We start from the raw sequence: 17,433 nt of genomic DNA on the forward strand, positions 1-17,433 counted from the left end.
GCGGCCGCGGCGCCCGCTTGTGCGCCGCCCGGGCTGGTCGGCCCGGTCCACAGGAAAGGAACCTGCATGCTACGTGTCGATCGTATCGCCGACGACGTTTCCCTGCCTGAACTGACCCTGCGCGGCATCATTCTCGGTGCGCTGATCACGGTCGTGTTCACCGCCTCCAATATCTACCTGGGCCTGAAGGTCGGCCTGACCTTCTCGTCGGCGATCCCCGCGGCCGTGATCTCGATGGCCGTGCTGCGGCTCTTCCCCGGCGCCAACATCCTGGAAAACAACATGGTGCAGACGCAGGCCTCGGCCGCGGGCACCCTGTCGTCGATCATCTTTATCCTGCCCGGCCTGGTGATGCTTGGCCACTGGCAGGGCTTCCCGTTCTGGCAGACGCTGGCGATCTGCGCGGCCGGCGGCATGCTGGGCGTGGTGTTCAGCATCCCGCTGCGCCATGCCATGGTGGTGCAGAGCGAGCTGCCTTATCCCGAGGGCGTGGCCGCGGCGGAAATCCTGCGCGTGGGCAGCGCCGCGCCGGCCGAAGCCACGCCGGGCCGGAAGCCGCAGGCCACCGGCCTCGCCGACCTGATGGCCGGGGGCCTGGTCGCGGGGTTGTTCAGCTTCGCCGCCGGCGGGCTGCGCGTGCTGGCCGAGGGCGCGAATTTCTGGCTGTCGGCGGGCGCCTCGGTGGTGCGGCTGTCGATGGGCTTTTCGCTGGCGCTGGTGGGCGCGGGCTACCTGGTCGGCATCGTCGGCGGGCTGGCCATGCTGCTCGGGCTGGTGCTGACCTGGGGCGTCGCGGTGCCGTGGCTGACCGCGGTCACGCCGCGCCCGGACGGCGCCACGCTGTCGGCCTTCGGCACCATGGTGTGGAGCCAGCAGGCACGCTTTATCGGCGCCGGCACCATCGGCATCGCCGCGATCTGGACGCTGCTGTCATTGGCCAGGCCGATGCTCTATGGCATTCGCGCCTCGTTCGGCGCGCTGCAGGCCGGCCCGGCGGGGCAGGGCAGCGTGCCGCGCACGCAGCAGGACATGCCCGCGAAGTGGATCGGGCTGGTGATGCTGGCGCTGCTGGCGGTGCTGGTGACGGTGTTCGCATGGTTCCTCGCGCCGGCGCCGCTGGAGGGCGGGGCGCGCTGGCGCCTGGTGGTCTATGCCGTGGTATTCGCGTTCATTTTCGGCTTCCTGGTGGCGGCGGCGTGCGGCTATATGGCCGGACTGGTGGGCTCGTCAGCCAGCCCGATCTCGGGCATCGGCATCATCGCGGTGATCCTGGTGTCGCTGCTGATCCTGCTGGCGGGCCAGGCCGATGGCTTGCTGGCCACGCCAGAGGGCGGCAAGTTCGCGATCGCGCTGGCGATCTTCACCACCTCCGCGGTGGTGGCGGTGGCCTCCATCGCCAACGACAACCTGCAGGACCTGAAGACCGGCTGGCTGGTCGGCGCGACGCCGTGGCGCCAGCAGGTGGCGCTGCTGATCGGCTGCGTGGTCGGCGCGGCGGTGATCCCGCCGGTGCTCGAGCTGCTCTACAGCGCCTATGGCTTCGCCGGCGCGCAGCCGCGCGCGGGCATGGACCCGAACCAGGCGCTGGCCGCGCCGCAGGCGACGCTGATGACCGCGATCGCCACCGGCATCTTCACCCACCAGCTCAACTGGAACATGATCCTGATCGGCATCGGGCTGGGCGTGGTGCTGATCGCCATCGACGAAATCCTGCGCCGGCGCGGCGGCGCGGCGCGCCTGCCGGTACTGGCCGTTGGCATCGGCATCTACCTGCCGCCGACGATCAGTTCGGCGCTGGTGGTGGGTGCGGTGCTGTCGTGGCTGTTGCTGCGCGCCGAGCGCCGCCGCGCCACCGCGCGCGGGGATGACGTGCAACTGGCACTGGAGCACGCCGAGCGGCGCGGCACGCTGCTGGCGTCCGGCCTGATCGTCGGCGAAAGCCTGGTCGGCGTGATGCTGGCTGCGGTGATCGGCCTGTCAGGCAGCGATGCGCCGCTGGCCGTGGTCGGGGGCGGGTTTGAAGCGACCGCGCAGTGGCTGGGCCTGGCGGTGTTCGTGCTGGTGTGCGTGGGCTTCTACCACCGCGTGCTGGCGGCGGCGCACTGAGGACGGGGGCGCTGGCGTCGCGCCCTCAGTCGTCCTCGTCTTCGGATCGGTCGGGGGAGGTTTCGCCCGGCTTGCCGCCGATCACGTACTTCTCCAACGCCCAGGCGCCGAGATCGATCTGCTTGCAGCGCTCGGAACAGAAGGGACGGAATTTGTTGTCGGGCACCCAGGCCACCTCGGTGCCGCAGGTGGGGCATTTAACGACAGCAGGCATGGCGTTCAGCGCAGGCTTCAGAAATTGCAGAGTTTCAGCAGGAACGGAATATCGGCATCGACCGAGCGCGGGCGCAGGTCGCCGTCCTGCTGCGTGAAGCGCACCCACAGCATGTACTTGTTGGCGCTCATCTCGGGGATGAAGGCCAGCAGCGAATCGTCCAGGTAGACCTGCATCAGCTGGTAGCTGCGGCCCGACAGCATCTGCTGGTAGCTGCCGCCGGTGGCGATCACCTTGCCGCTCTGGCCCGCTTCGCGCAGCAGCCGCAGCACGATGGTGGTGCCCATGCGCAGCGATACCAGCGGGCGCGCCCATTTCAGGATGTCGGCGCGGCGGTCTTCGGCGGGACGATGCTGCCATGCATAGTACGCGGGCAGGTCGAACTCGCAGGTGCCGCCGGGGATGATGGCGCGGCTGCGGATGCTGGTCAGCCACTCGTTGTCGGTCAGCAGCTGGCCGGCCTTGCCCACGGTCTGGTTGAGCATGGCGATGCCTTGCTCGATCTCGCCGATGACCGAGTCGAGCGCGTCCTGGTCGATCTGCGGATTGGCGCGCAGCGGCGCCAGGGCCTGGCGCTGGCGTTCCAGTTCCTTGATCAGGTCGGTCTTGAGGTCGGCGCGGCCGGCAACGTCGATGATCTCGAACAGCGTGGTCAGCGCGACATGGTGCTGCTGGGCATGATCCTGGCCGAGGAAGTATTCCAGCCGATCGAACAGGTCCTCCAGCCGCAGGAGCGTCCTGATGCGTTCGTTGAAAGGGTATTCGTACAGAATCAAGTGCTGTGTCCGTGCAGGGCGTCGGGCGCTTCAGGGGCGGCCCGGTGCAGAATGAGGCCCGGGAAATACCGGAAAGGGTGATCTATGCGGTGGGATACCGGCACTATGCGGCGATTTCCCGGCATGTTCCAGCGCATTCTATGCGAGACAGGGTCCGAGGACAATGTCGCACGCATGATGCAATGCGCCACAGCACCGGTCCCGCGCGTTATGGATGGACCTTCCCCGCGGCCGACAGTTCACGGTAGTAGCGGTCGAGCCGGTCGACCTGCGCCACCAGCGCCTCGACCGGTCCGTCGTTGTCGATGACGTCGTCGGCACATGCCAGGCGCGCGCCGCGAGTCGCCTGTTTAGCCATGATCGCCAGCACCTGTTCGCGGCTGAAGCCGTTGCGCGACATCACGCGGGCCACCTGCGTGGCTTCGGTGCAGTCGACCACCAGCACGCGTCCCACGCGCTCGCGCCACGAGCCCGACTCCACCAGCAGCGGCACCACGTAGATCAGGTACGGATGCGCGCCGGCATCGCGGATCGACTGCGCGCGCTCGTTGGTCAGCGCGCGGATCAGCGGGTGCGTGATGGCTTCGAGCCGAGCCTTGGCGGCGGGGTCGGCAAACACCAGCGCACGCATCGCGTCGCGGTCCATGGCGCCGTCGGGGCGCAGGCAGGCGGGGCCGAAGGCTTCGACCAGCGCCGGGATGGCGCGCCCGCCCGGGGCGGTGATCTCGTGCGCGAGCAAGTCGGTATCGATGATCGCGGCGCCGCGCGCGGCGAACATGTCGGCCACGCGGGTCTTGCCGCTGCCGATGCCGCCGGTCAGTCCGATTTCCAGCATGTGAGGTTTATGTCAGACGTCGTTGCCGCAAAGATACCAGCTTCGGCAGGTTTGGCCGCCTCGTCCGTGTCCCGGTCGCTGCCGCGCGGCCATCACCATGCAAACAGCGGCAGCACCCCGGGGCCGCACAGCAGCACCACCACCCCTGCCAGCGCGATGAACGGCCCGAACGGGAACGGCGTGTCGCGCTCCTGGCGGCGCAGCGCGATATTGGCCAGCCCGAACAGCACGCCCGCCACCGACGACAGCAGCACCAGCGCCGGCAAAGCCTGCCAGCCGAACCACGCACCGAGCGCCGCCATCAGCTTGAAGTCGCCGAAGCCCATGCCTTCCTTGCCGCGCAGCAGCCGGAACAGCCAGTAGGCGAGCCACAGCACCAGGTAGCCGGCGGCTGCGCCGATCACCGCGTCGGGCAGCGCCACGAACAGGCCGGCGAGGTTCAGCAGCAGGCCCATCCACAGCAGCGGCAGCGTGATCTGGTCCGGCAGCAATTGCGTATCGGCGTCGATCATGGTCAGCGCCAGCAGCCCCCACACCAGCACCAGCGCGGCCAGCGCCTGCGCGCCCGGGCCGAAGCGCCATGCCACCAGCGCGCTCAGCACGCCGCAGGCCAGCTCCACCAGCGGATAGCGCGCGCTGATGGGCGCCTTGCACGCCGAGCAGCGGCCGCGCAGGAACAGGTAGCTCAGCACCGGCACGTTTTCCCACGGGGCGATGGCGTGGCCGCAATGCGGGCACGCCGAGCGCGGCACCATCAGGTTGTAGCGGCCGGGGTAGGGCAGCGGGTCGCCGCGCAGCTCGGCGATGTAGTTGGCCTCTTCGCGCTCCATCATGCGCGGAACGCGGTGGATCACCACATTGAGGAAGCTGCCGACCACCAGCCCCAGCAGCGCCGCTGCCGCCACCAGGAAGACTGGCGGCAGCGCCGCCAGCGCGTGCAGCAGCGGGGCGGTGCCGGTCGGATAAGGGGAAGCGGACCACACAAACTGCATCGCTTACACCACCTGTCCCAGCTTGAAGATCGGCAGGTACATCGCCACCACCATGCCGCCGATCAGCACGCCCAGCACCACGATGATCAGCGGCTCGATCAGGCTGGAGATGGCCGCGACCGCGTCGTCGACCTCGCGCTCGTAGAACTCCGCCACCTTCAGCAGCATGTTGTCCAGCGCGCCGGACTCCTCGCCGATCTGCGTCATCTGCAGCACCATGTTGTCGAACACATGAGTCGCCTGCATCGCGTTGGTCAGGCTGGTGCCGATGCGCACCGATTGCTCGATCTCGCGGGTGGCGTCGTAGTAGACCCAGTTGCCGGCGGCGCCGGCCACGGACTCCATCGACTCCACCAGCGGCGTGCCGGCGGCGAACATCGTAGCCAGGGTGCGGGTCCAGCGCGCGATCACGGCCTTGCGGAACAGGCTGCCGAAGATCGGCAGCTTCAGCAGCGTGCGGTCGGTGGCGCGCTGCACCTTCTCGGACTTCTTCAGCGCGCGCAGATAGAAGCTGATGCCGGCCACCGGCGCGCCGATCACCAGGTACCAGTACTGCACAAAGAAGTCCGAGATCGCGATCACCAGCAGCGTCGGCGCGGGCAGGTTGGCGCCGAAGCTGGAGAACACCCCCTTGAACGCCGGGATCACGAACAGCATCAGGATCACCGTGACGGCAAAGGCGACGGTCAGCACCGCGATCGGGTAGATCATCGCGGACTTGATCTGTCCCTTCAGCGCGATGGTCTTCTCCATGTAGAGCGACAGGCGCTCCAGCAGCGAATCCAGGATGCCGCCCTGTTCGCCGGCATCGATCAGGTTGCAGTACAGCGTGTCGAAGTATCTGGGATGGCGGCGGAACGCCGCGGCCATGCTGCTGCCCGCCTCGATGTCGAAGCGGATGTCGGACAGCAGCTGGGTGAAGTTGGGGTTGACGTGCCCGCGCGCGATGATGTCGATCGACTGCAGCAGCGGGATGCCGGCCTTGAGCATGGTCGACAGTTGCCGGGTGAAGTAGGCGATGTCCTTCTCGGTGATCTTGCGCCCGCGCGCGGCCTTGCGCTTCTTCAGCTTGACGATGGTCAGGCCCTGCTTGCGCAGCGTGGCGGTGACCTCGGCCTGGTTTTCGGCGCGCAGCTCGCCGGTGAAGGACTTGCCCTTGCGGTCCTTGCCTTCCCACTCGAAGATGTACTGGGTGGGGGCCTTGCGTCCCTTCCCCGATTTGGCCCGTGACGGTGCCCCCGCCCGGGCGCCCGCTGCTGGTGCGCGCGTCGCCATGTTATTGACCCCCGATGTAAATGACGCTTGTTCTGCGTCTTGTCTTTACGTTATGTCGTGCTTCCCTACGTATTCGTGGTCGCCAGCACTTCTTCGAGTGACGTGACGCCCTGCCTGACCTTCAGCAGCCCCGCTTCGCGCAACGATAGCACGCCGTCCTTGCGCGCCTGCTCGGCAATCTGCAGCGCGGTGCCGTGCGCCAGGATGATCTCCTGCATGGCCTCGGTGATCGGCATCACCTGGTAGATGCCGCAGCGGCCCTTGTAGCCGCTGCCGTTGCAGCGCTCGCAGCCGACCGGATGGTAGGGCTGCCAGCTGCCGTCCAGGTCCTGCTCGCGGAAGCCCGCTTCCAGCAAGGCCTCGCGCGGGATCTCGCCCTCGCGCTTGCAGGTGCAGAGCCGCCGCGCGAGCCGCTGCGCGGTGATCATCAGCACGCTCGACGCAATGTTGAAGGCGGCCACGCCCATGTTCATCAGGCGTGTCAGCGTGGTCGGCGCGTCGTTGGTGTGCAGCGTCGACAACACCAGGTGGCCGGTTTGCGCGGCCTTGATGGAGATGTCGGCGGTTTCCAGGTCGCGGATTTCGCCGACCATGATGATGTCCGGATCCTGGCGCAGGAACGATCGCAGCGCGGTCGCAAAGGTCAGCCCGGCCTTGTCGTTGACGTTGACCTGGTTGATGCCCGGCAGCTGGATTTCGGCCGGGTCCTCGGCCGTGGAAATATTGATGTCGCCCTGGTTCAGCAGGTTCAGGAAGGTGTACAGCGACACGGTCTTGCCGCTGCCGGTCGGGCCGGTCACCAGCACCATGCCGTAGGGGCGCTTGATCACGTCCAGCAGCAGCGCCTTCTGCTCCGGCTCATAGCCGAGCTGGTCGATGTCGAGCTTGTCGGACGATGATTCCAGGATCCGCATGACGATCTTCTCGCCGAACAGCGTGGGCAGCGTCGACACGCGGAAGTCCACCGCCTTCTCGACGGTTTCCTTGGCATCCTTGTCCTTGGGCAGCCCGATCAGCAGCTTCATGCGGCCGTCCTGCGGCACGCGCTTTTCAGATATGTCCAGCCGCGACAGCACCTTGATGCGGGTCGCGATCTTGTCGCGGATATCCAGCGGCGGGCGCGCGACCTCCTGCAGCACGCCATCGACGCGGAAGCGGATGCGGTAGAAGGTTTCGAACGGTTCGAAATGCAGGTCCGAGGCGCCGCGGTGGAAGGCCTCGGTCAGCAGCTTCTGCAGGAAGCGCACCACCGGGGCGTCGTCGATGTTGTCGGCCGTGGTGCGGTTGCGCGGGTTGGCGGCGGCGGCGACCGGATCGTATTCGATCAGCTTGCGCTCGGCCTGCACCGGCGAGATGTTCTTCAGCGTCCCCAGCGCCTCGCCGGCGGCGCGCACATGCTTCATCAGCTTGTCGTGCTCGACCACCACCGCTTCGACCGGCAGCTTGTACTTGTCGCGGATCGCGTCCAGGCCGGCCTGGTTGGACGGATCGGACAGCGCCAGCACCAGGCGGTTCTCGCGCCGGCCCAGCGGCAGCAGCCGGTGGGCATGGAATTCACGGTTGCCGGCCAGTGCCGGCGGCACCTTGGAAAGGTTGTACTGGGCCAGGTCCAGCAGCGGCAGCTGGTACTTGTCGGCGGCGAACAGCGCCAGGTCGTGCGCGCTCATGGTGCCGCTGCCGACGATCTCGTCGATCAGCTGCGATTGCTTTTCACGCGCGGCCTGCTCCAGCTGAGCAAGCAGGGCGGGCGCGATACGCCGGCTCTGGGCCAGGGCAAGTCCGAGTGTCATGGCAGGTGCGCAGTGGTTGGAGCAGTGTCCGCGGACAGGGCAGGACGAGACGAGCCCGCTTCTTGGGATCGGGGCAGTTTGCCGATGGGGTCACTTTTTGTAAAGGCGACGACGGGACGTATTGGCGTTTGCGCGACACCGGCGCAACCCTACTTGCGCGGGGCCCAGTCCCACGGGATGCGAACACAGCAGACGGCAATTTGAGAACTGCCTCAATCCTCATTCGTCGCTGGCCAGCCATGCTTCTCGACGTGGTGGCTCGCCGGCGTCCGGCGTGGTCTGATCTGTTATAGAATCAAAAATGAGTGTATAACATCGCATGAGGCGAAACTTCAAGAAGCCTTTCGCTCAGTTCGTCAAGAAAGCACACAAGCCGCTGCAACTGGCGATCGAAGACGAAGTTGAGGAGCTCTGTGCCGTGCCCGAACTGGGGGAAGCCAAGATTGGGGACCTGGCTGGCATCCGGGTCCACAAGTTCAGGTTCAACCGGCAGGAATACCTGATCGCCTACCGGCTGCTGCCACAGGAGTTCAACGTGAAAGGCGTGGCACTTGAGGTGCTATGGATCGATTCTATAAGGTCGGCTCGCATGAGAACTTTTATGACGAGCTAAAGAAATACCTGAGGGCTGAAAGGAATGGACACGATGACCGCTGAAGATCTGCTGCATGCCCTCGGCGAGCTGCCCCCGCGGGAGCGCGTCAGGTTCTTCACACTGATCGGGCAGCAGGCCTTTGGTGATGAGAATTTCTCGCACGAGGAAGTCTTCGGCCACCTGGCGGAGGAGGATTTCACTGCGGCAGAGGCTGCCCAATACCTCGAAATCTCGATTGCTACCTTCCGCCGGCTGGTGCGCGATGGCAAGGTGGCTCCACGGGTGGAAGTCGGGCGCAGCCAGCTTTTCTCCGTAGCGGAGCTGAAAGCATACAAGCGACAGCGCAAAGCCATCAAGGGCTGAGGCCTTCCTGCATACGTAGCAGCTATTATACTACTGTAACTTTTAATATCCTTATCTGCTGCTCGTCGGGTGGTATAAGCCTGCGATGATCCCCCGAAACATTTTGCTCCTTTGACACGTCTCCGTACAAGCTATTCTTGTTCGAAAATTTGTCCACGTTGGTGGTTGCCCATCCATTAGATGCAATGGTTGCTTCGGGCAAGAGCACGAAGGATGCCCAATTGCAAGTCGCATCGGGGGAAGCTTGATCCATGCAAAGAAGTCTGTAGTCGCGATAACTCGACCATCTGCTAATTTCAAAAAAACACCTCGTGTCCTTTTGTTTGTGGTGTGAGGAGGGCAGGCATACAGCGCGGATGGCGAGACTGCAGAGTCTTGGTGGTTCGGCCTCCATCACTGGCCCATGAACAATCGGCCGCAACGCCCCTTGCTGTAAGCTATGCCAGGTTGCGGTCACCCCTGTTGCTTACAACAGTAGGATGCATCGCACCGCTCGATTCCTCATTCACAAACGGGATTATTGATGGATAAATTGGCTCACCGTGGAATTGTGACCATGCTTTCCGCTGTGGCGGCACTGGTAGTCCTTAGTTCTACTGCAGCATTTGCGCAGGAAAATCTCCCAAGGCTTGGTCTTATCTTTGCTCTCGATTTAGGTAAAACTGACGGTGCACCCTTGTCAGAAGATACCTCACTGGTCAATCCTGGACCAGGACCCGCAATTATCCAAAAGATGGAGATACAAGGCCGCGTTGCCTCAGCTTTCTCGGTCAGCAGTAAATGCCCTCTCGTTCTTGAGCAGGGAGAAAGCTGCGACATAACCGTGAAATTTTCTCCTCTGAATGCTGGATTTCATCAAGCCCTACTCCTAGTAACCCCGAAGGGAGGCGCTCCCGCGAAAATGCATGTAGTTGGGCGTGGCCTCCCTGCGTCGGCTAAACTTTCCTCGAGAGAACTTTCGTTCAGCGCGAAGTCACCCACTAAGTCCGTTACGTTGACCAACAGTGGTTCGACAACGCTTCCAGTCTACGCAATTGCAGTAACTGAAGAGAAGGAGAGCTTTCGTAGTACGAATAAGTGCCCAGCTTTGTTACAACCAGGTGCATCTTGCGATATTTCCGTGGAATACCGCTATCAACACGAGGGCCTTGCGATGGGAATACTCGAACTGTACACGGGTAACTCGGGAGGACCTCAATTCGTGAAGTTGTACGGAGATAAATCGTCGCCTGAGCGTTAGGCTTGGTAGACCGTTTGTCCGGAAAGCCCAGTCCTTTCGGGTCCGGGATGACATCAAATACATCGCAGTGCAATGGATCCCGCAGAAGAGGTCTCGACCAAGACCAGAGCTCAGTGCAGGAGTGCGAACAGCGTCGTCTTAATGAGTGAGCCTGTCACGCGTTCTTCCGTAGTCGGGGTGTTGGCTGCCTGCGTAGTGGAGCTGCAACGCACCTGAGCGGTTTCGGTATGTTCCGAAATCACCGTCTGTGTTCGAGCTACCACGCGCGACGTGATTGGTGACTCGGCCCGCTCGGAAAAGCGAACACCGGTGACGCCAACGGTGAATTTGCGCCGCTCGACCCACATTTCGGCCAAAGAACTGCGTGCGAACACGGCCCAATGGCGTCGACTTGATGTCGGTGGTGCAGTTTCGGTTGGTGAGCGGCGTGATGATGAGCGTCTTCCGGCGTGGCCAGGACTTCATCGGGTGCGGTGCTGAGGACAACCGGCTGAAAATCTGGCTTCGCCCGGGGCACGAACTTTATCGGTAATGCTGCGGCATAGGTTTGCTCGCCCAGCAGGTCTGCTTGCGTACCCCCGGGCGTAGTCGATGAAGAGCCCTTGCTTGTGCTCGCTTTCAAGGCGTGCCTGAATGGCCTCGGCTTCTGCTTTACTGGTGGCGCGAAGCGTCTGCTCCTTGCGCGACACACTGCGGTCGCGAACGACGTAATAGTTGTCCAGGCGTCCCAGCTTGGGCTTGAACCTTTGCGCCTTCAAGGACTGGCAGTATTCCTCGGCCTTCTTCTTGGCGCTATGGGCGAAGGTCTGCGCGAGGTCGTCGCGGTGCTTGACCGAAACTTCGTAGTGCGAGCGGTTTTCGCTGGACGCCATGGTCCGTACTCCATGTGTTGCGGAGCACGGTATATGTCGAGCGAGCGACTATGATTTGTCGTTGAGCGCGCGAACGGCGAAAAGTGCCACTGATGGCTGGCACTTATTTTTTGTAACAGGCGAACCAGGTGGCAACTGCCACTGATTTGCCACTGCCGTCCAACACAAACAAAAACAGCGGGTTAGCAACCCGCTGTTTTGTAAGGAGAAATCTGGTCGGGGTGAGAGGATTCGAACCTCCGGCCTCTACGTCCCGAACGTAGCGCTCTACCAGGCTAAGCTACACCCCGATTTGGTTTGCCGGCAGACGCTTTAGCGTCAGCAGCAAAGAACGTAAGTTTAGCAGCGTTTTTTTGGGAATGGAAGAGGGCGGAGGAAAACGCCGCGCAGCCCGCCGCCTGTCCCGACTCAGGACTGCCGCTGCAGCGAGAACGCGCAGAGCTGGATCAGCGTTTCCTTCAGCTCGGATGGCGGGAACTGCCGGGCCGCCTGCTCGGCGGCTTCGGCCTCGCGCCGTGCGGCCTCGAAGGTGACCTCGAGCGCGCCGCTGGCGTGGATCGCGGCAAAGACCGCGTCGAAATGCTCGGTGCCGCCCTGCACGATCGCGTCGCGTGCCAGCTGGCGCTGCTCCGCGGTGCCGTGTTCCAGCAGGTGCAGCAGCGGCAGGGTGGGCTTGCCTTCGCGCAGGTCGTCGCCGGCGTTCTTGCCCATCTGCTCGGCGCTGGCGGTGTAGTCCAGCATGTCGTCGATCAGCTGGAACGCGGTGCCGATGCGGCGGCCGTATTCGGCGGCGGCTTCTTCCATCTGCGCGTCGGCGCCGGACAGCACCGCGCCCAGTTGCGCGGCGGCCTCGAACAGCTTGGCGGTCTTGTAGCGGATCACCTGCAGGTAGCGCTCGACGGTGACGTCGGGGTCGTGCATGTTCAGCAGCTGCAGCACTTCGCCCTCGGCGATCACGTTGGTCGCGTTCGACAGGATCTCCATGATGCGCATGCTGCCGGCATCGACCATCATCTGGAACGCGCGCGAATAGAGGAAGTCGCCCACCAGCACGCTGGCCGCGTTGCCGAACACGGCGTTGGCGGTGTCGCGCCCGCGGCGCAGCTCGGACTCGTCGACGACATCGTCGTGCAGCAGGGTGGCGGTGTGGATGAATTCCACGACGGCGGCCAGCTCATGGTGGCGGTTGCCGTCATAACCCAGCGCGCGCGCCGTCAGCAGCAGGATCACCGGGCGCAGGCGCTTGCCGCCGGCACCGATGATGTATTCGCCGATCTGTTCGATCAGCGGGACTTCGGAGGACAGCCGCTGGCGGATAACAGCATCGACCGCGCGCATGTCTGCAGCGACCGGGGCAAGCAAGGCAGTGGCGGAAGGCTGGGGCAAGATGATCACCGTTACGCAAAACCGGTCGATTATATGCGATGCAGGCGGCGTTCTACGCATGCCCCGCATTGTTTGCCGGGCTGCTGGCCGGGCGATGTCAGGGTATGCGCGCAGCGGTGCCGGTGGCGGGCGCCACTATAATGGCGGCCATGGACAAGCCCGTACCTCGCCGCCAACTGCGCCGCACCGCCTGGTGGGTGGCGTTTGCCGCACTGGCGGGGTTTCTTCTCGCCGATCTGACCTGAGCCCAGCCGCGGCCGATTGTGCCGGGCGCGCCGCTCACAGGCTATGTGCCTGTTTTCTTTGCGGTTTTCCCTAATCTCGTTTACAATTCCCGGTTTCCTCCGGTAGTCGCTCGCCATGCGGGTCCTTGCCGGTGGGAGATAACCGGGCCGCATCGCGCGGTTTCGGCGTTTTATTCACATCCGAGAGGTTCGACAATGTACGCGGTCGTAAAAACCGGCGGCAAGCAATACAAGGTTGCTGCTGGCGAAAAACTGAAAGTAGAACAGATACCGGCAGACATTGGCGCAGAAATCACGCTCGACCAGGTGCTCGCAGTGGGCGCCGGCGACCAAATCAAGTTTGGTACGCCGCTGGTGAGCGGGGCTTCCGTCAAGGCTACCGTTATCTCCCAGGGTCGTCACGACAAGGTGAAGATCTTCAAGATGCGCCGTCGCAAGCACTACCAGAAGCGTCAGGGCCATCGTCAGAATTACACCGAACTGCGCATCGAAGCGATCGTTGCCTGATCGATCGAGCGTAATCCGGTAAAGCGACAGGAGTAAGACATGGCACAGAAAAAAGGCGGCGGTTCCACGCGGAACGGCCGTGATTCCGAATCGAAGCGTCTGGGCGTGAAGGTGTTTGGTGGCCAGGCCATCAACGCCGGCGGCATCATCGTGCGCCAGCGCGGTACCCGCGTGCATGCCGGCGACAACGTCGGCGTGGGCAAGGACCACACGCTGTTCGCACTGGTCGACGGCCACGTGCAGTTCGCCGTCAAGGGCCCTGCCAAGAAGCAGCAAGTCAGCGTCGTCCCGGCGGCCTGATAACAGCCTTTGCAGGATGAAAGGCCCCGCAACGCTTGCGGGGCTTTTTCTTTTCTGGCGACAATAACATTGGCCAGTCCGGATGATGCGGCGTATTGCCGCACGTTCGCGCCGAGCCCGCCGGTCCCGCGGACCCGCCAATCCATCACGGAAAACCCATCATGAAGTTCATCGACGAAGCCCGAATCGAAGCCATCGCCGGCAACGGCGGCAATGGCAGCGCCTCGTTCCGGCGCGAGAAGTTTGTGCCCTTCGGCGGCCCGGATGGTGGCGACGGCGGCCGGGGCGGCAGCGTGTTCGCCGTGGCGGACCGCAATATCAATACGCTGATCGATTTCCGCTACGCCAAGAAGCATGTGGCGAAGAACGGCGAGAACGGCCGCGGCTCCGATTGCTATGGCGCCGCCGGTGAAGACATCACCCTGCGCATGCCGGTGGGCACGCTGATCACCGACATGGACACCGGCGAAGTCATTGCCGACCTGACCGAGCACGGCCAGCGCGTGTGCCTGGCCGAAGGCGGCATGGGCGGCTGGGGCAACCTGCACTTCAAGTCCAGTACCAACCGCGCGCCGCGCCAGCAGGTCGACGGCAAGCCGGGCGAGCGCCGCATGCTCAAGCTCGAACTGAAGGTGCTGGCCGACGTCGGCCTGCTGGGCATGCCCAACGCCGGCAAGTCGACCTTTATCTCGCATATCTCCAACGCGCGCCCCAAGGTGGCGGACTATCCGTTCACCACGCTGCATCCCAATCTGGGCGTGGTGCGCGTGGACCATGAGCAATCGTTCGTGGTCGCCGACATTCCCGGCCTGATCGAAGGCGCGGCCGAAGGCGCGGGCCTGGGCCACCAGTTCCTGCGCCACCTGCAGCGCACCGGGCTGCTGCTGCATATCGTCGACCTGGCACCGTTCGACGAGGCGGTCGACCCGGTCGCCGAGGCCAAGGCCATCGTCAACGAGCTGAAGAAGTACGACGAGACCCTGTATGAAAAGCCGCGCTGGCTGGTGCTGAACAAGCTCGACATGGTGCCCGAGGACGAGCGCGCCGCGCGCGTGAAGGACTTCCTCAAGCGCTACAAGTGGAAGGGCCCGGTGTTCCAGATCTCGGCGCTGACCGGCGAAGGCTGCCGCGAGCTGATCTACGCGATCAAGGACCACCTGCAGGCGATCAAGGCCGAAGAGGCCGCGGCGCTGGCAGAGCCGGACATCCGCCTGGACGACCGCCTGCATAACGTCGACCAGGACCAGCGCGAGGCATAAACAAGAATCAGCGGTTCCGAACGATCTCCGGAGACAGGATTTCCACCATGCAATCGGTCATCGCGCAGGCAAAGCGCATCGTCGTCAAAGTGGGCTCCAGCCTGGTCACCAACGACGGCAAGGGGCTGGACCACGACGCCATCGCCCGCTGGGCGGCCCAGATCGCCAAGTTGCGCGTGGCCGGCAAGGAAGTGGTGCTGGTCAGTTCCGGCGCCATTGCCGAAGGCATGCAGCGGCTTGGCTGGGTGCGCCGCCCGAAGGAAATCCATGAGCTGCAGGCGGCCGCCGCGGTTGGGCAAATGGGCCTGGCGCAGGTCTATGAGAGCCAGTTCGGCCGCTATGGAATCCGCACCGCGCAGGTGCTGCTGACCCACGCCGACCTGGCCGATCGCGAGCGCTACCTGAACGCCCGCTCCACGCTGCTGACGCTGCTGTCGCTGGGCGTGGTGCCGATCATCAACGAGAACGACACCGTGGTCACCGACGAAATCAAGTTCGGCGACAACGATACGCTCGGCGCGCTGGTCACCAACCTGATCGAAGGCGACGCGCTGGTGATCCTGACCGACCAGCGCGGCCTGTACACCGCCGATCCGCGCAAGGATCCGGCCGCGCAGTTCGTCGACGAGGCGCTGGCCGGCACGCCCGAGCTGGAGGCCATGGCCGGCGGCGCCGGCACCTCGATCGGGCGCGGCGGCATGCTGACCAAGATCCTGGCGGCCAAGCGCGCGGCCAAGTCCGGCGCGCATACCACCATCGCCTCGGGCCGCGAAGCCAACGTGCTCGAGCGCCTGGCGGCCGGCGAGGCCATCGGCACCCAGCTGCTGGCGCCGACCGGCCGGCTGACGGCACGCAAGCAATGGATGGCCGACCACCTGCAGCTGCGCGGCCGGGTCGTGATCGACAACGGCGCGGTCGAGAAGCTCACCAGCGGCGGCAAGTCGCTGCTGCCGATCGGCGTGACGGAAGTGCAGGGCGAGTTCGCCCGCGGCGAGGTGATCGCCTGCGTGGACGCGCAGGGCAAGGAGGTGGCGCGCGGCATCACCAATTATTCCAGCGCGGAGTCGCGGCTGATCGCGCGCAAGCCGTCGTCCGAGATCGAAGCCGTGCTCGGCCACCTGAACGAGCCCGAGCTGATCCATCGCGACAACCTGGTGCTGGTCTGAGCGACGCAAGCAAAAACGGCGGAACTGCCAGGCAGTTCCGCCGTTTTTTTATGCCGGTGCGCGGTGCGCTTCAGCGCTTGTGCGGCGCGCGCGACTGCAGCTCGCGCACCATGTCCGCGGGCTTGCCGGCCACGGTGCGGCCCTCGCAGAAGAAATCGATCGCGAGCGTGGCGGCGTAGGCGTTGCGGACCCCGGCTTGCATGCGGTGCCAGGTCTCGCCGTAGTCGCTGGTGTTGGGCACCCACTCGGTGGCGCCGGGGGGCAGGGTCGCGTACAGCTTGCGCTCGAACACGTCGCAGCGCATGCCTTCGAAGGTCACGTTGCGGGCGCCGCTCTGGCTGGTGGTGACGGCGGTATAGCGCACCACGTTGTCCTTGCCCACCGAGATCGACTTGCTGTCCACCGCGAACGACAGCGTGCCGGTGCCGGCCACCGAGAACGGAATCAGGTTGGCTTCCTGCGGCAATGGCGGCAGCATGGCCTTGGCTTCCTCGAAGGTCTTGGGCGCGAACGGGTTGTTCCAGGTGCTTTCTTCCTCGGCCATCTCCTTGCCGGTGGTCTTGCAGCCGGCCAGCGCCAGGCTGGCCGCGGCAAGCAGCAATCCGGCAGCGCCCAGGCCGCCGCGGCGGCCCACGCCGGTAAAACTAGTCATCAGTGCTCCGTGAGGTGGATACCGGCGTAGCCGGCGAAACGTAGTCGGCCGTGGCCGGGGCTTCGGCATTGCCGTCGGCGTCGGCCTGCTGCGCGGCCTGCGCCCGGCTCAGCGCCTGGCCGCGCGGCCCGCCGTGGCGCCCGTGCACGCCGTGGGCACCATGGGCGCCATACGCCCCATGTGTGCCATAGGGGCTGAGCGGCACGCGCGGGTGACGGTTCAGGAAGCGTGACAATTCCGTCAGCGCCATCTGGTAGACATCGCGCTTGAACTCGATCACGGCTTCCAGCGGCACCCAGTAATGGCTCCAGCGCCAGGCATCGAACTCCGGGTGCTCGGTGGCGCGCAGGTGGATGTCGCAGTCCCTGCCGGCCATGCGCAGCAGGAACCAGATTTGTTTCTGGCCCTTGTAGTGGCCGCGGATCTCGCGGCGGATGAACTTGTCCGGCACCTCGTAACGCAGCCAGTCGCGCGTGCGACCGACGATCCTGACGTGCTCCGGAAGCAGGCCGATTTCCTCATGCAGTTCGCGGTACATGGCCTGTTCCGGCGTTTCGCCGTACTTGATGCCGCCCTGCGGAAACTGCCAGGAGTGTTCGCCGATTCGCTTGCCCCAGAAAACCTCGTTTCTTGCGTTGAGGAGGATGATGCCGACGTTCGGGCGAAAGCCTTCACGATCGAGCATGACTGCACCTCGAATCCTTTAGAATTACGCTGATTATAAAGGAAGCGCGCAGCCGGGCCCGGACCGGGGGATGGTGGTTTTCCCCGAGCGGAAGGGCAGTTTCAGGCGCGTGCGCATAATTCAGCGCCGCCAGCTCCCCGGATTGTGCCGGGACGGATTTTTCCGACCTTGGCGG

General features: G+C 64.6%; 19 protein-coding genes and 1 tRNA gene. 9 read left to right on the top strand and 11 right to left on the bottom strand.

Annotated features, from left to right (window positions below; translation table 11 throughout):
• Positions 1–66: 66 nt before the first annotated feature.
• Positions 67–2,106 carry an OPT family oligopeptide transporter gene (locus GA0116996_RS00210; protein ID WP_092306227.1) on the top strand — a complete coding sequence of 680 codons (2,040 nt, stop codon included), beginning with the start codon at positions 67–69 and terminating at the stop codon, positions 2,104–2,106.
• Between the two features lie 25 nt (positions 2,107–2,131).
• Here GA0116996_RS00210 and GA0116996_RS00215 read toward each other — a convergent pair whose 3' ends face one another.
• From GA0116996_RS00215 to pilB, 6 genes are all read right to left on the bottom strand, one after another.
• Positions 2,132–2,320, bottom strand: coding sequence for a DNA gyrase inhibitor YacG (locus GA0116996_RS00215; protein ID WP_092306229.1), 189 nt, complete (start codon positions 2,318–2,320; stop codon positions 2,132–2,134).
• Between the two features lie 17 nt (positions 2,321–2,337).
• Positions 2,338–3,096: a cell division protein ZapD gene (gene zapD / locus GA0116996_RS00220; RefSeq protein WP_012353939.1), complete on the bottom strand. Its 759-nt coding sequence runs from the start codon at positions 3,094–3,096 to the stop codon at positions 2,338–2,340.
• Positions 3,097–3,304: 208 nt separating this feature from the next.
• Positions 3,305–3,931 carry a dephospho-CoA kinase gene (coaE, locus tag GA0116996_RS00225; protein WP_092306231.1) on the bottom strand — a complete coding sequence of 209 codons (627 nt, stop codon included), beginning with the start codon at positions 3,929–3,931 and terminating at the stop codon, positions 3,305–3,307.
• A gap of 92 nt (positions 3,932–4,023) precedes the next feature.
• Positions 4,024–4,923 carry a prepilin peptidase gene (locus GA0116996_RS00230; protein WP_092306233.1) on the bottom strand — a complete coding sequence of 300 codons (900 nt, stop codon included), beginning with the start codon at positions 4,921–4,923 and terminating at the stop codon, positions 4,024–4,026.
• A gap of 3 nt (positions 4,924–4,926) precedes the next feature.
• On the bottom strand, positions 4,927–6,198 hold the full coding sequence (locus GA0116996_RS00235; protein ID WP_092306235.1) for a type II secretion system F family protein: 1,272 nt from the start codon (positions 6,196–6,198) through the stop codon (positions 4,927–4,929).
• A 65-nt stretch (positions 6,199–6,263) separates the two neighbouring features.
• A complete protein-coding gene (gene pilB, locus GA0116996_RS00240) occupies positions 6,264–7,988 on the bottom strand; it encodes a type IV-A pilus assembly ATPase PilB (protein ID WP_092306237.1) in 1,725 nt (574 codons plus the stop codon).
• A 319-nt stretch (positions 7,989–8,307) separates the two neighbouring features.
• Here pilB and GA0116996_RS00245 point away from each other — a divergent pair, with 319 nt between their 5' ends.
• From GA0116996_RS00245 to GA0116996_RS28585, 3 genes are all read left to right on the top strand, one after another.
• Positions 8,308–8,601, top strand: coding sequence for a type II toxin-antitoxin system RelE/ParE family toxin (locus GA0116996_RS00245; RefSeq protein WP_244159735.1), 294 nt, complete (start codon positions 8,308–8,310; stop codon positions 8,599–8,601).
• Between the two features lie 33 nt (positions 8,602–8,634).
• Complete coding sequence (locus GA0116996_RS00250; protein WP_244159736.1) at positions 8,635–8,946, top strand: helix-turn-helix domain-containing protein; 312 nt, start codon at positions 8,635–8,637, stop codon at positions 8,944–8,946.
• Between the two features lie 556 nt (positions 8,947–9,502).
• Positions 9,503–10,186: a choice-of-anchor D domain-containing protein gene (locus GA0116996_RS28585; RefSeq protein WP_165835106.1), complete on the top strand. Its 684-nt coding sequence runs from the start codon at positions 9,503–9,505 to the stop codon at positions 10,184–10,186.
• A 461-nt stretch (positions 10,187–10,647) separates the two neighbouring features.
• Here the strand turns inward: GA0116996_RS28585 and GA0116996_RS27880 are convergent, their stop codons facing one another.
• From GA0116996_RS27880 to ispB, 3 genes are all read right to left on the bottom strand, one after another.
• Positions 10,648–11,058 carry a hypothetical protein gene (locus tag GA0116996_RS27880; RefSeq protein WP_141693701.1) on the bottom strand — a complete coding sequence of 137 codons (411 nt, stop codon included), beginning with the start codon at positions 11,056–11,058 and terminating at the stop codon, positions 10,648–10,650.
• A 213-nt stretch (positions 11,059–11,271) separates the two neighbouring features.
• Positions 11,272–11,348, bottom strand: a tRNA-Pro gene (locus tag GA0116996_RS00260).
• A 118-nt stretch (positions 11,349–11,466) separates the two neighbouring features.
• The gene (ispB, locus tag GA0116996_RS00265; RefSeq protein WP_092306243.1) at positions 11,467–12,396 is read right to left on the bottom strand and encodes an octaprenyl diphosphate synthase; all 930 of its coding nucleotides are present in this window, start codon (positions 12,394–12,396) and stop codon (positions 11,467–11,469) included.
• Positions 12,397–12,482: 86 nt separating this feature from the next.
• On the opposite strand from ispB, the gene GA0116996_RS00270 reads away from it, so the two are divergent.
• The 5 genes from GA0116996_RS00270 to proB all read left to right on the top strand — a co-directional run bounded on the left by GA0116996_RS00270 (position 12,483) and on the right by proB (position 15,921).
• Entirely contained in the window at positions 12,483–12,689 is a 207-nt protein-coding gene (locus GA0116996_RS00270) for a hypothetical protein (RefSeq protein WP_092306245.1), read from the top strand.
• A 195-nt stretch (positions 12,690–12,884) separates the two neighbouring features.
• Positions 12,885–13,196: a 50S ribosomal protein L21 gene (gene rplU / locus GA0116996_RS00275; RefSeq protein WP_006576525.1), complete on the top strand. Its 312-nt coding sequence runs from the start codon at positions 12,885–12,887 to the stop codon at positions 13,194–13,196.
• Between the two features lie 39 nt (positions 13,197–13,235).
• Positions 13,236–13,496, top strand: coding sequence for a 50S ribosomal protein L27 (gene rpmA / locus GA0116996_RS00280; protein ID WP_092306246.1), 261 nt, complete (start codon positions 13,236–13,238; stop codon positions 13,494–13,496).
• 161 nt (positions 13,497–13,657) lie between these two features.
• On the top strand, positions 13,658–14,755 hold the full coding sequence (gene obgE / locus GA0116996_RS00285) for a GTPase ObgE (protein ID WP_092306248.1): 1,098 nt from the start codon (positions 13,658–13,660) through the stop codon (positions 14,753–14,755).
• A gap of 47 nt (positions 14,756–14,802) precedes the next feature.
• A complete protein-coding gene (proB, locus tag GA0116996_RS00290) occupies positions 14,803–15,921 on the top strand; it encodes a glutamate 5-kinase (protein ID WP_092306250.1) in 1,119 nt (372 codons plus the stop codon).
• A 70-nt stretch (positions 15,922–15,991) separates the two neighbouring features.
• Here proB and GA0116996_RS00295 read toward each other — a convergent pair whose 3' ends face one another.
• Together GA0116996_RS00295 and GA0116996_RS00300 are read right to left on the bottom strand one after the other, a co-directional pair.
• Positions 15,992–16,573, bottom strand: coding sequence for a CNP1-like family protein (locus GA0116996_RS00295; RefSeq protein ID WP_092306252.1), 582 nt, complete (start codon positions 16,571–16,573; stop codon positions 15,992–15,994).
• On the bottom strand, positions 16,566–17,258 hold the full coding sequence (locus GA0116996_RS00300; RefSeq protein WP_092306254.1) for an RNA pyrophosphohydrolase: 693 nt from the start codon (positions 17,256–17,258) through the stop codon (positions 16,566–16,568). The genes GA0116996_RS00295 and GA0116996_RS00300 overlap by 8 nt, the downstream gene beginning before the upstream one ends.
• Positions 17,259–17,433 lie beyond the last annotated feature (175 nt).

This window comes from Cupriavidus alkaliphilus (assembly GCF_900094595.1).
In the GTDB taxonomy this organism is placed as follows: domain Bacteria; phylum Pseudomonadota; class Gammaproteobacteria; order Burkholderiales; family Burkholderiaceae; genus Cupriavidus; species Cupriavidus alkaliphilus.

What these genes read in the sequence shown, in the direction of transcription:
- GA0116996_RS00235 (WP_092306235.1), bottom strand. Translation starts at nt 6,198, where the DNA reads ATGGCGACGCGCGCACCAGCAGCGGGCGCCCGGGCGGGGGCACCGTCA.
- GA0116996_RS00295 (WP_092306252.1), bottom strand. Translation starts at nt 16,573, where the DNA reads ATGACTAGTTTTACCGGCGTGGGCCGCCGCGGCGGCCTGGGCGCTGCC.
- GA0116996_RS28585 (WP_165835106.1), top strand. Translation starts at nt 9,503, where the DNA reads ATGCTTTCCGCTGTGGCGGCACTGGTAGTCCTTAGTTCTACTGCAGCA.
- rplU (WP_006576525.1), top strand. Translation starts at nt 12,885, where the DNA reads ATGTACGCGGTCGTAAAAACCGGCGGCAAGCAATACAAGGTTGCTGCT.
- GA0116996_RS00210 (WP_092306227.1), top strand. Translation starts at nt 67, where the DNA reads ATGCTACGTGTCGATCGTATCGCCGACGACGTTTCCCTGCCTGAACTG.
- GA0116996_RS00250 (WP_244159736.1), top strand. Translation starts at nt 8,635, where the DNA reads ATGACCGCTGAAGATCTGCTGCATGCCCTCGGCGAGCTGCCCCCGCGG.
- GA0116996_RS00230 (WP_092306233.1), bottom strand. Translation starts at nt 4,923, where the DNA reads ATGCAGTTTGTGTGGTCCGCTTCCCCTTATCCGACCGGCACCGCCCCG.
- ispB (WP_092306243.1), bottom strand. Translation starts at nt 12,396, where the DNA reads ATGCGCGCGGTCGATGCTGTTATCCGCCAGCGGCTGTCCTCCGAAGTC.
- proB (WP_092306250.1), top strand. Translation starts at nt 14,803, where the DNA reads ATGCAATCGGTCATCGCGCAGGCAAAGCGCATCGTCGTCAAAGTGGGC.
- coaE (WP_092306231.1), bottom strand. Translation starts at nt 3,931, where the DNA reads ATGCTGGAAATCGGACTGACCGGCGGCATCGGCAGCGGCAAGACCCGC.
- GA0116996_RS00270 (WP_092306245.1), top strand. Translation starts at nt 12,483, where the DNA reads ATGCAGGCGGCGTTCTACGCATGCCCCGCATTGTTTGCCGGGCTGCTG.
- GA0116996_RS00300 (WP_092306254.1), bottom strand. Translation starts at nt 17,258, where the DNA reads ATGCTCGATCGTGAAGGCTTTCGCCCGAACGTCGGCATCATCCTCCTC.
- obgE (WP_092306248.1), top strand. Translation starts at nt 13,658, where the DNA reads ATGAAGTTCATCGACGAAGCCCGAATCGAAGCCATCGCCGGCAACGGC.
- GA0116996_RS00215 (WP_092306229.1), bottom strand. Translation starts at nt 2,320, where the DNA reads ATGCCTGCTGTCGTTAAATGCCCCACCTGCGGCACCGAGGTGGCCTGG.
- rpmA (WP_092306246.1), top strand. Translation starts at nt 13,236, where the DNA reads ATGGCACAGAAAAAAGGCGGCGGTTCCACGCGGAACGGCCGTGATTCC.
- GA0116996_RS27880 (WP_141693701.1), bottom strand. Translation starts at nt 11,058, where the DNA reads ATGGCGTCCAGCGAAAACCGCTCGCACTACGAAGTTTCGGTCAAGCAC.
- pilB (WP_092306237.1), bottom strand. Translation starts at nt 7,988, where the DNA reads ATGACACTCGGACTTGCCCTGGCCCAGAGCCGGCGTATCGCGCCCGCC.
- GA0116996_RS00245 (WP_244159735.1), top strand. Translation starts at nt 8,308, where the DNA reads ATGAGGCGAAACTTCAAGAAGCCTTTCGCTCAGTTCGTCAAGAAAGCA.